Annotated in this window: 5 protein-coding genes; all 5 read left to right on the forward strand. The window is 45.7% G+C overall.

Features of this window, described 5'->3' with window-relative positions:
- Positions 1–23: 23 nt before the first annotated feature.
- The 5 genes from MKZ09_RS03405 to MKZ09_RS03425 all read left to right on the forward strand — a co-directional run bounded on the left by MKZ09_RS03405 (position 24) and on the right by MKZ09_RS03425 (position 13,063).
- Positions 24–1,001: a carbohydrate ABC transporter permease gene (locus MKZ09_RS03405; RefSeq protein ID WP_081383334.1), complete on the forward strand. Its 978-nt coding sequence runs from the start codon at positions 24–26 to the stop codon at positions 999–1,001.
- Entirely contained in the window at positions 1,001–1,879 is an 879-nt protein-coding gene (locus MKZ09_RS03410; RefSeq protein ID WP_081389160.1) for a carbohydrate ABC transporter permease, read from the forward strand. The genes MKZ09_RS03405 and MKZ09_RS03410 overlap by 1 nt, the downstream gene beginning before the upstream one ends.
- A gap of 19 nt (positions 1,880–1,898) precedes the next feature.
- On the forward strand, positions 1,899–8,285 hold the full coding sequence (locus tag MKZ09_RS03415) for an S-layer homology domain-containing protein (protein ID WP_076138270.1): 6,387 nt from the start codon (positions 1,899–1,901) through the stop codon (positions 8,283–8,285).
- Positions 8,286–10,358: 2,073 nt separating this feature from the next.
- On the forward strand, positions 10,359–11,909 hold the full coding sequence (locus MKZ09_RS03420) for a spore germination protein (RefSeq protein ID WP_143767374.1): 1,551 nt from the start codon (positions 10,359–10,361) through the stop codon (positions 11,907–11,909).
- Complete coding sequence (locus tag MKZ09_RS03425; protein ID WP_076138390.1) at positions 11,906–13,063, forward strand: Ger(x)C family spore germination protein; 1,158 nt, start codon at positions 11,906–11,908, stop codon at positions 13,061–13,063. Before MKZ09_RS03420 ends, MKZ09_RS03425 begins: the two co-directional genes overlap by 4 nt.
- Positions 13,064–13,257: the final 194 nt, after the last annotated feature.

The following is a 13,257-nucleotide window of genomic DNA, read 5'->3' on the forward strand; positions in this document are numbered from 1 at the left end:
ATTTGAAAAGAGGGCTATTGCTTATGAACCCAGAGAGCAAAACCGAAACGGCTGCGGTCTATGTTAAAAAGCATGCCAGAGGTGTCACCAAAGAGGCGGTGGCTGGATATTTGTTTGCAGCACCGGCCATTATTGGATTTTTGGTATTGACGCTTTATCCGATGCTGGCCAGTTTGTTTTACAGCTTTCATAAAATAACGATTATGAGCGGAAGCCAAGTAATGGAGTGGATTGGGCTGGATAATTTCCGGTACATATTCACCAATACCAGCTCCGAATTCAAGAAATCCATAACGGTAACCTTGATTTATGCCTTCATTAACGTGGCGCTTGTAATCACCTTTTGTCTGATTGTTGCACTCTTATTAAACCGTAAATTTATCGGCAGAAACTTAATGCGGGCTATATTCTTTCTGCCGTCTGTAGTTCCGATGCTGGCGACAACGATTGTGTGGCAGATGCTTCTACAGAACCAAGCCAAGGGTGGACTGCTTAACTGGATTTTATTGCAGATAGGAATAGCCCCTGTTGATTTCCTGACAGATCCCATCCGTATTTTTGAGACATTGTTTATCATGAGCTTGTGGACCTGTGGTGGGACGATTGTTGTGTTCATCGCTACGCTGCAGGATGTTCCGGGAGAATTGCTGGAAGCCATCGAGATGGACGGGGGAAATGCTTGGCACAAGTTCCTCAAAGTAACCTATCCGACGATCAAGCCTGTACTCTTTTTCCAACTGATTATGTGCATGATGACCTCTATCCAGATTTATACGCAAAGTGTGGTGTTGTCCAGAAATGGTGCACCCGATCGGATGACTTATTTTATCAACGTTATGATCTATGACCATTCATTTGTTCAGGTAGGGATGCGCGGTTTGGCGTCTGCTGAGGCATGGGTCGTCTTCCTAATCACTATGGCCATTACTGGTGTGCTGTTCTACTTCCAGGGCGCATTTAAAAGGGACGATTCGATGGGCAAAAGAAAGAAGGCGAGATAATGGCGGCTACCGCAATTATGAATTATACAAGTATCCAGAAAAAAAAGAAAAGAGCTAAAGCCATCAATACCGGGCTGATTCTGCTCTCCTGTCTGCTCGCAGTGATATTTGCTTTTCCGCTCTATTGGCTGCTGCGAGGTGCTTTTGTGAGCCATACAGAAATACTGGCGCGGCCGCCTGTGTTTTTCCCTGAGTCACTAAATGTCGATAATTTTCGGCTTGGGTTGGAACGTATTCAGTTCCTGCGGCAGCTCTGGAATTCAGTTTCGATTGTAGTTCCTTATGTGATTGGGACGGTGCTGACGACAAGCTTTGCTGGGTATGCCTTTGCTAAGCTGAACTTTCCGCTGCGCGGGATGTGGTTCGTGCTGGTCATCAGTACGATGATGCTGCCTAGTGCCGTAACCCTGCTGCCACAATATTCTCTGTACACTTCGTTGGGACTGGCTGGCAAACCTGCTCTTATTATTCCGGCCTTTTTCTGTGCAGGCGGCAACGCATATTTTGTCTTTTTGCTCCGGCAATTTTTCATGACGATTCCGCTAGAACTCAGTGAAGCTGCCAAGATTGACGGTGCGGGTTACTTCCGTATCTACTCCCGCATCATGCTGCCGCTTATACGTCCCGCAATGATTGTTGTGGCGTTGTTCAGCTTTATCAACTGTTGGAATGAATTTTTCTACACCATGATTTATTTGAAGACTGAAGCAGATTATACGCTGCCTATGGGCTTGTATATTGTGAACGGGATGCGCATTCCGAACTATGAACAGGTCATGGCACTGGCGCTCGTCGTTACAGCTCCTTGTCTAGTATTTTTCTTGATCGGCAACAAATATTTTGTTGAGGGTATTACATTAACAGGAATCAAGGGATAAAAAGGAGGAATTCATCCAAATGACAAGTCATAAATGGCCCAGAAGAGCTTCTGTAGCGGCATTATGCGCGGCGGTGGTATTAAATGCAGGGATTGTTCCCGTATCGGCTAACTACACGACTGATTTCTATCATGAAGGCGTAGGCACCGATTATGGGCAGGCAAAGTGGAAGGATAATTCTATTGTTAAGGAAGGCGTAAATTTCAGCGATGTCACCGTCGGAGAAATGATGCAGGCGATTGAAGCTTTTGATTTTGAGGCTTTTGCAAAAGATAATTCTGATTTGCCTTGGCTTGATGCCTTGCTTGTTAACGAAGGTGTCATTCCGGATGATGTCAACGATGAAGTTAGCGCCAATACTTTGTTCAGCCGGGGAAGCGCTTTGTACATGAAGACTCAGGATAATACCAAGCTGGGTTTTGTGGGAACGGTGCATTACGCGGATACTTTGAACAAGGACACGATGTATAACATCACCCTTTCTACAGGAGACTTGGCGGAACAGAAAAATGTGCGGAAGAACTACCCAAGTCATGAGAATCAGACCTACACAAGCGGAGGCCTGGAGATTAACCAGCGGAAATTTATTTCCAGCTATAACAGTGCTGTAACACTGCTTCAGTTGAAGAATCCTACGGCCAGCGATATAACGTTGACGATGAAGGTTAAATCACCTTTCGTCTCAGCAGCGGAGGGGGATGAGCTGGTTGGTTACAGAGTGGCTGCTCCGCTAATGGTGGGCAAGGCCGGGCAAAAGGTAGTTGAAGCAATGTCCTACGTGGATGTTCACCTGAGCGGAAATGACATGAGTCCTTCCGGAAATGAACTGGTTAGAGAGATTACAGTGCCCGCCGGTGGTTCCGTTGACCAAAAGGTGGTCATGGGTTGGCTCGCGGATGAAATACCGGGCTCAAAGCTGCATTATGAGAGCTTTAAGGCTGCTGGCAGCAATGATACAGCCTTCTCTGCACAGGTGCGGGAGTACAACGAGTGGTGGGCAGAGAACATTCCATATATCGATGTTCCCGATGAGAATGTGAAGAAGGTACTTTATTATCGTTGGTGGTGTAACCGCTTTAATTTGCTGGATGCCAACATTCCGGGCAATGACTGGCAGTTCCCAATGAACATGGAGGGCGTTCTCGGCTACAACAACGGGATTACGGTCAGTGTACCTTGGGCGATGCAGGATCTGAAATGGCTGCGTGATCCTTCCTACTTGTATGGAACTTGGTTGGCTCAAGGGGAATATTCCGAGAATAAGAACTATAAAAATAATCCCGGACGTCCTAACATCTGGACTTGGGATATGATGCAGAACACGTCTCAAGTTGGCTGGGATGCTTACAAGATTTACGGTGGTGGTCAGGAAATATTGAAGAAGTTCGCTGATTTTTCCGCCACTGATGTTACCGGCACACTTGAACATTTTAAAGGCACTAATCCAAATCTTGTTTATTATAACCATGGTCCGATTACAGGTAATGACGGAGATACCGTATCCATGCACTGGAATGGCAGTGGTAACTATGCCCGGCTGGATGGTTCTTCTACTACCTACGCTAATGCAGTGGCAACAGCGAAGATGTACGAGCAGCTTGGAGATACTGCGGGTGCAGCTAAAATGAACACTGTAGCGCAGAATATTAAGAATTCAATTCTGAATGAGATGTGGTACGACAAGGCTGACTTTGATGGTGATGGTGTGGCAGATACGAATGGTACCGGCAGCTTTTTGCACAAAAAAGTTGTGGGCGGTACCGATGTATTCAACCCTTGGCGGGATAATAACATGTTTGTCTTTAACTTTGGTGTAGTACCAACTGAAGGTGAAGAAGGATATGAGCCGAAATATTTATCCCAGTTGTCTGATTACGCAGATCCGAATTATTATCCGATCTTTCCTTTCTTTACAGCGGATCAGAACAGCATTATGAAGCGGGTGGAAGATTTCAAGAATGGCAAGACGGATGCCTTCGGTACAGACCAGTTCGCATGGTGTAACTTCGGCAACTATATTAATACCGTTCGTGCCTCTCTGCGCTATTATCCTATAGATAACATCAGTAGTGACGTTTACAAAACACTGTTTGATTGGGGCGCTTGGTTGCATACAGTGGAGCCGGGCAATACGGACCACCTGGACTCTAATGAATTTTTCTGGCTGGAGGATTACTTCTTCGGTACGCCATGGACAAAAGACAATCCTCCTAACCCTAGTGGAGATATGGTACGGGCATGGATTCACCACGATACGCTTGGCATGATGAATTACACTGTGGTTGAAGATATGGCGGGTATTCAGCCACGGACAGATGACAAAATCGAGCTATGGCCGATTAATGTTGATTATGACTATTTTGCTGTAGATAACGTGCGTTATCATGATGCTAACTTATCTATCGTATGGCAGGATCCTGCTAAATACAGTGACAATCCTCATTATCAAGGTATTCCAGCAGGTTATTCGCTCTTCATTAATGATGAACTCGTAATGACAACTAACGAAATGTCCCATCTGATTTATGATACAGCTACTGGTAAGGTGGAAAAACCTTCAGGTGATGTAACTGGGGCTGTTGGCGACAACTCGAAGACACAGGTGTTATATGAAAAAGGCAGTGCTACGGCGCTTGCTGCGGCAGATCAAACATCCCTGGCCAGCAATGAGAAGACTGTCGATATGTTTAATAAAGCAGGCGTAGATATTGTTAATGACAGTACGAATCTGGCTGTTGCCTCAGGCACTACTGTTGAATCGACTTATATCAAGAGCGGTTCGAACATCCGCAACCTGGCGGACAATTCGACAATCGCATCGATTAATCATACGTCAAACACAGCTTTATTCGGAGGTTCGCCGAATTCCGTCGATACGGTTACGTTCAAATTTGATGGAGTCCAGGCTGTGGACAATGTAAAAGTCTATTTCTATAATGACCGGCTTCTGAACGGTTATGGTACACCACAGACATTTGGTGTCGAATATCAGGATGCTGATGGAAGCTGGAAACCAGTGGAGGGACAATTCCGCTATCCGGAGTATATTGCTTCCAACTATAACAATGTGGAGTTCCAAAAGGTTAACACTGCAGCGATTCGCATTCATGTGACACATTCGCTGGAACTTGCGACCGCCATCAAGGAGATTCAGATCTACAACAATAATCTGGAAGTTAAAGCGGCTGCCAATCAGGCACCAAGGGTTTATCTAGAAACACCATTGAAGGTTGAGCAAAATGTTCCTCTGACGATTATGCCGCAAATCGTTGATGATGGATTGCCAAGTGGCAAGCTGACTTATACCTGGGAGAAGATTTCAGGTGAAGGCGAAGTAGAGGAGACAGGGCTTGATAAAGCCATGCTGCAAGCAACCTTTAAGGAGACTGGTGAATACGAATACCGCCTGACTGTCAGCGATGGGGAACTGGAAACTGTCGTGAAGGTTCCAGTCACCGTATTTGTGGCTACTGCGGAACTGACCGAGATGATCGCGAAGTTTGCGGATCGGGATTCCGGCAGACTTGTCCGGAATAAGGACGATTTTACTGCGGCAACATGGCAAGAGCTGCAAGCTGCGCTGACTGCTGCCAAGGCATTACTGGCTCAGGGAGAATATACACTGGAAGAGATCAAAGTGGCAACGGATCAAATGCGGATGGCGATGGACAACCTTAGATACAGAAATGCTGCCCTTTTGGCTACCCCTAGTGCCTCTTACACTTCGGCATGGGAGTCTGTGTATGGCATTAATGATGGGTATATCCCTTATACTTCAGCAAGTATTTACAATAGCGAAGCAGAAACTCAGTATGGGAACTGGGGCGGTCCCGGTGAAAGCCACTGGCTGCAACTGACCTGGAAGGAGCCAGTGACTTTGTCAGGCAGCTCCGTGTACTTCTATGATGATGAAGGCGGTGTGCAGGTACCGGGAGATTACAACTTCGAATATTGGGATAAGGATGCTGGAAAATATGTACCGGTAACGGGCTTGAGCGAGAAAGGCAAAGCAAGAAATACATTTAACGAGGTAACCTTTGACGAGGTGAAAACGGATAAACTCCGTTTGATTCTTAATAAGCAGTCCACTAGTATTTGGACAGGCGTTAAGGAATGGCGGGCAATTTCGTCTAAGCCAGAAGGAGAAGTTCCTGCTCCCGGCGACCATGGTGCGATTGTGAGCATTGAACAGATTGCGGTGAGTACGACAGTTAACGTCGTGCCTACGCTTCCAGCTAAGGTTACTGTAACTTACGCCGATAAAACTACAGGCTTGGCAAGTGTGGTATGGGAGGAAATTCCCCTTAACAAACTTACCATTGCTACAGACTTCACTATATTTGGTAAAGTGGCAGGCACCGATATTGCTGCCAGCTGCCGCATCAGTGTGAGGTACGATAAATCTAAACTTAAAGCAGCCATTGATACAGCGGAAGATCCTTCGGTTAATGAAGAGAATTATACCGGAACGCCTGAGCAATGGGAGGCACTACGCATTGCACTAGAGGCTGCTAAAGCCACTTATGCAAATGACGGTGCTACCGATGGTGATATTAATGTGGCATATTCCAATTTGAAAAATGCCTTTGAAGCCTTACAGCCTGTCGAAGCTCATGATGCAACGATCAGCGGAATCACAATTCCGGGCGGATCTATTGATCAGGTAGCCAAAGAAATTATTTTACCGGATACGACTACGCTTGATGAGCTGAAGGAAGGACTTACTGTTCCGGTAGGGGTTACCTTCGCTGTGTACGAACCCGATAGCATTACTATTGCGGGAGAAATCCAAACGGGTTACAAGGTCATTGTGACGGCACTGGATAAAACAACGACGAGAACGTATACCTTAACATTAGTTTCTGTAAATCCACCTCTCATAACGGCATCTTTGGAGGAGAAGCTTAAAGCAATAGAGGCTCTGGATAAGAGCCTTTATGTAGAGGAGAGCTGGAATACTCTTGAGAAAGAGGTAGCCCGTGCAGTGATGTTGCTGGAGAGTGGAACTGCCACTCAGGCAGACATTGATGAGGCATTAAGTCAGCTTACTGCGGCGGTTGCGGGCCTGAAGTTGCTTTCAGAAGCTACGCCAACACCTACGCCAACATCAACACCTGTACCGACACCGACACCAACGCCAACGTCAACGTCAACGCCGAAACCAACAGAGGCACCGGGTACTTATGTGCCGGTAGCCACGGCCAAACCGTCGCCTAGCGCGTCTGCGACAGCTGCCCCTGCTGTAAGCAGTGGTAAAATCGTTGTCCAGACGGTCATCGGAGCAGATGGAAAAGCATTGGCTGAACTCACTGCCGCAGATATTGAAAAGGCAGCCAAGGATGCAAAGGATGGTATGCTGTCCATTGTCGTGAATCCTGCCGGAAACGCGAAACAAATTGTAGTTGAGCTGCCACTGCAGTCACTGGCAGCAGCGGGGAATGTTAAATCCCTCAAGATTGATACAGGAACAGCAAGCATAATGCTGCCGGAAAGTTTCCTGAAGACTTACAAAGATGCTAAAAACGGTAAACTTAAGCTTATTGTGGGCACTGGAGATGTATCCGGATTGCCACTTTCGGTAAGCAGTCAGTTGAATGCAGGTACAATTAAAAACATCAGTCTTAGCGTAGATGGTGTGGTTATTCCAGGCGATGTACTGAAGACATCGGGGATCAAGCTGGCACTTCCTTATACGCTGAAGGCTGGTGAGAAAGCTCATAAAGTAGTGGTTTATTACTTGAACAGTAATCAGCAACTAGAGACCGTTAAGAACGGAAGATTTAATATAGGAACACAGATGCTTGAGTTGAATTTGCCGCAGCTTGGCAGTTATGTAGTGGTTCACTCGAATGTTTCATTCAAAGATATCGCTACAGCTAATTGGGCGGTAAACAGCATTGAAGCACTCGCAGCACGAGGCGCAATCCAAGGGATGGATGCTGAACACTTTAACCCAAGTGGAAATGTGACCCGTGCAGAATTTATTAAAATATTGGTGAGCGCTTTTGATTTACTAGATGAGACGGCTGTAAGCACATTTACAGACGTTAAGGATGGGGTATGGTATGCCAGTCCAATTGCGAGCGCTCAAAAACTCGGTATTGTTAAAGGCAAAGCAGATGGCAACTTTGGTGCAAGTGAGGAGATTACTCGTCAGGAAATGGCGGTTATGATTTATCGTTTGGCTCAGACGATTAATATCCCATTGACTGACGGAACAAATGCCTCTGGTGAAGCATTCTCTGATGTGAACCAGCTGTCCGCGGATGCAGCCAAAGCTGTAGAAGCGATGCGTATTAGTGGAATTATTAACGGTATGACATCCAACCATTTTGGACCAAACGGCAAGGCTACAAGAGCGCAAGCAGCGACAGTAATCTTCCGACTGTTTGAGCAGCTTCAATAATCGTGCAGCAATACAAGATATAAAAAATCATGCAGCAATGCAAGATATAAAAAAGACGCAGGTGTCCCGTAGTCATGATCATGACTACTGGGGCATCTGTTTTTTTGTTGTCCGTCGTATGTCCCGAACGCCAGCTTTATTATTTCAAAGCTGCTAGCTTAAAGGTGCCAGTGCCAAATTACTAGAACAAGATGCCAACCCAAAAGCGTAGATCAGAGTTGCTAGCATAGAGATGCTAACCCTAAAGGACTAGATCAAAGTTGCTATCTCGGAGCTGCCAACCCCAAACCTAATCTCATGCTCGTATCCACCAAGCTCTTAAAACAAACTTTGCTTCATGGTATGTAATTTGCACGCAAGAGATCGCTAACGGACCCAGTAGCCCCTAAACGTTGCATTTATCGACTTTTGGCGTGCTATCGGACCCCATAGTCACTATTGGCATGAAAAACGCCCGGTTTGAGCCACTTTTGATGAGATAGCTGCACTGGAGTCCGAAACTGGGCGCAAAAGGTGATAATTGAGCAAATAATGCCTCCTGAGTCCTTAAGCGTCTGAGGATGTACTGGGTGTTATCGTACCTAGATCCGTATGCGCCTGAGGATGTACTGGTGTTATCGTCCTAGATCCGTAAGCGCCTGATGATGTGTTCGGTGTTATTGTGCTAGGTCCGTAAGCTCCCCGGGGAGAGGGTGTTTTGGCGCTAACGGACCCAGTAGCCCCTAAACGCAGCATTTATCGACTTTTGGTGTGCTATCGGACCCCATAGTCACTATTGGCATGAAAAACGCCCGGTTTGAGCCACTTTTGATGAGATAGCTGCACTGGAGTCCGAAACTGGGCGCAAAAGGTGATAATTGAGCAAATAATGCCTCCTGAGTCCTTAAGCGTCTGAGGATGTACTGGGTGTTATCGTACCTAGATCCGTATGCGCCTGAGGATGTACTGGTGTTATCGTCCTAGATCCGTAAGCGCCTGATGATGTGTTCGGTGTTATTGTGCTAGGTCCGTAAGCTCCCCGGGGAGAGGGTGTTTTGGCGCTAACGGACCCAGTAGCCCCTAAACGTTGCATTTATCGACTTTTGGTGTGCTATCGGACCCCAAAGTCACTATTGGCATGAAAAACGCCCGGTTTGAGCCACTTTTGATGAGATAGCTGCACTGGAGTCCGAAACTGTTCGCAAAAGGCGATAATTGAGCAAATAACGTCTCCTGAGTCCTTAAGCGTCTGAGGATGTATTCGGTATTACGTGGCTGAGCTGAAAGCGCTTGAGGATGCATGCGGTGTTATCGTGGCCGATCCCGAAATCGCCTGATGATGTGTTGGGTGTTATTGTGCTAGGTCCGTAAGCGCCTGATGATGTGTTCGGTGTTATTGTGCTAGGTCCGTAAGCTCCCCGGGGAGAGGGTGTTTTGGCGCTAACGGACCCAGTAGCCCCTAAACGTTGCATTTATCGACTTTTGGTGTGCTATCGGACCCCAAAGTCACTATTGGCATGAAAAACGCCCGGTTTGAGCCACTTTTGATGAAATAGCTGCGCTGGAGTCCGAAACTGTGCCCAAAAGGCGATAAATATGCAAATAACGTCTCCTGAGTCCACAAGCGCCTAAGGATGCATTCGGTGTTATCGTCCTAGATCCACAAGCGCCTGAGGATGCATTCGGTGTAATCGTCCTAGATCCGCAAGCGCCTGAGGATGCATTCGGTGTTATCGTCCTAGATCCGCAAGCGCCTGATGATGTATTCGGTGTTATCGAGGCTGAGTCCGCAAGCGCCTAATGATGTAGTGGGTGTTATCGTACCTAGATCCGTATGCGCCTGAGGATCTAATAGGTGTTATCGTGATGTATTCGGTGTTATCGTGGCTGAGTCCGTAAGCGTCTGAAGATGTACTCGGTGTGTCGCTATTGGCGTGACCCCAAGGGAGATTGGGTTACTTAACTGCCGAACCCGGCGTATGGAGTAGTCTCGTATCTTTCTTGTTGATCCCTTTTCAGTATAATTTTGGTGGATAGGATTTGGAGAGACGGGGGATAATTTCTAGGAACCTAATTCTGACAGGAGTGACTACTGTGGAGGAACGGCCAGCAGGTGGAAACAGCAATACGTCTAAAAAAAACACAAAATCTGAGCAGACTCTGAGTACGTCACTGGATGAAATGATGACTTTGTTTCGAAACATATTCAAGGACGATGCAACGCTTAGAATCAGAGTGTTTAGCAACATGTTTACTGATAGTCTTCGCTTTGGGTTAGTCTATGTTGACGGAATGGTTGACAAGCATTTGATCCAGGAAGGGATTATTAAGCCTGTTATGGCTTTTGATTTTACCAAAAAGAATTGTGGCAATAAAGCCGAGCTGATGGAGAACATCCGGACGCAGGTCATTAGTATTAGTGATGTGGTTGTCTCTGAGAATTTTGATGAAATGATCTACGCGATTATAGCTGGCAAGACCTTACTGCTAATGGACGGCTTTGCGGGTGTTCTGAACATTGGTGCGCAGGGTTGGGAGACGAAGGCTCTTGCGGAACCGGTGACCGAAAAAAGTGTCAAAGGCCCGAGAGAAGGGTTTACGGAATCACTGTTAGTGAATCTCACCCTTATTCGGCGCAGGGTGCAAGATTCCGAGTTAAAGTTTGTTTTTAGTTCACTGGGAACACGTTCCAAAACCCCGATATGTATCTGTTATATGGAAAGCTTGGCATCCCCGGCTATTCTCAAAGAATTACAGAACCGAATTGAACAGATTGACATAGATCTTATTCTGGACACGGCATCTCTGGCGGAGTTAATTAGAGACGAACCCTATTCGCCCTTTGAGATGACAGGAAGTACAGAGCGACCGGATGCCGTAGTCAGTAACATGATGGAGGGCAGAGTTGCCGTGCTCATAGAAGGCAGCCCGTTTGCAATGACCGTTCCCTATGTATTTGTAGAGAATTTTCAAGCCAGCTCGGATTATTACATTAACTTTTATTTTGGTTCGTTTAATCGAATGTTAAGAGTTTTTGGAGCTTTTTTGTCGATCAGTATTCCTGCTCTTTACGTAGCTTTAGTTACTTATAGCCAGGAAATGATCCCCACCATGTTATTGCTCAGTATTTCTACAGCAAGAGTAGCAGTCCCTTTTCCTACAATAGTAGAAGCTTTATTCATGTTAACTATATTTGAAATTCTAAGAGAGGCTGGAGAGCGGATACCTACCTATATAGGGCAGGCTATCAGTATCGTAGGCGCTCTTGTGTTAGGACAAGCCGCGGTGGAGGCCAGAATAGTTAGTGCTCCAATGATTATTGTAGTCGGTTTAACAGGGATCATGACGCTACTTAATCCAAGGCTGACGGGTCCTTTAATTATCGTAAGAACATTGTTGCTGGGCGCGAGTTTTTTCCTGGGGATATACGGTTATTTTCTTGGCATGCTTGGTTTAGTGGTGCATTTGATGAGTCTGCGTAGCTTTGGAGTTCCATACATGCTTGGAGTAGGCTCAATTCGTCCTCAGGATATTAAAGATACAGCGATCAGGGCACCGTGGTGGCATATGTATCTACGTCCGGCGTTGATTGGAGCGCGAAATATGAGGAGAAAAGGTTCCAATAAAATAAGGAGAAGACCATGAGCAAGCTGAAAAGGATACTTTTGATTGTTATATCCATGATGCTTCTGATCTGTAATACAGGCTGCTGGAACTACTTTGAAATTGATGATATGTCGATTGTTGCTGGGGTCGCAATTGATAAGGGGAAAAAAGACGGCCAGTTATTGGTGACAACAGAGATTGTAGATACGAAGGAAGGGATGAAATCAAGTCAGGCTGGCTTCAAAATGATTACACTCGCGGGCGAGACCATGTTTGATATTGTGCGGGGAATGATCTCGATTACTGGAAAAAAGTTATTTTGGAGCCATTCTAAGGCGATTATCCTCAGTGAAGAGATTGCAAGGGAGGGGGTTACTAAAGTAATAGATTGGTACAACAGGGATACGGAAACCCGATCGGATGTGTATATTTTTGTTGCTAAAGAGAAGTCGGCTCAAGAAATCATAAGTCTAAGCAGTTCGACTGAGAGTATTATGTCTTATGCACTTGCACAGCAGATGAGGACTGAGAAAAATGTCAGTACAGCGCCGGTTGTGGAAATTTGGGATTTCATAGATAAGCTTGAGGCTTCTGGAGAATATGCTATCGCTCCGTTAATTTATGTTCATGAACAAAATAAGATAAAGAATGCACGAGTTAGCGGAACAGCTATATTCAAAATGGATAAAATGATCGGTATGATCAGTGGCGAAGAAACGAAATACATGCTGTTTGCCAACAATCAAATCAAGGGAGGCGTTTTAATCGTAAAGGATGAGAGTGGAGAGCCTAACTTTTCTCTCGAAATTTTATCCAATCGCACAAAAATAAAACCTGTATGGGTAAATGGTAAGCTCCAAATAAAACTTAATACACTGACACATACCGGACTGGATGAGGTCAAGTCTTCGGGAGAATTCAATAATCTAGACAGCAAGAAAACCATAGAAAGGTGGGCTGAAAAAGAACTGGAGGAGCAGATTCTCTCCATTATTCATAAGGTTCAGAAGGAATACCATGCAGATATTTTTGGGTTTGGCGAGCTTCTTCATGAGAAAATGCCGCGGACCTGGGAGAAAATCGAGAAAAACTGGGGGAAGGAATTTTCTAACGTAGAGATAGTAGTGAATTCCAAGGTGATTATTGAGAGCAGTGCACAAACATCAAGGTCTATCAAGATTCATCAAAAATAGGTGATAAAATTGGTTGTTGTGATCATATTTATCTATGCGTTAATTGTTTTGATCGATCCTTATGGTCTATGGAAGCAGGGGATGAAGCGGGATTGTTATGTTTCTTCCGCACTATGTCTGATTTCATTCTGTATTGCTTTTGCATTGGCAATGAGATGGTCACTCCCTAGTCCTTCACCATACCTGGAACACTG

The organism is Paenibacillus sp. FSL R5-0908 (genome assembly GCF_038006245.1).
GTDB classification, from domain to species: Bacteria; Bacillota; Bacilli; order Paenibacillales; family Paenibacillaceae; genus Paenibacillus_AQ; species Paenibacillus_AQ odorifer.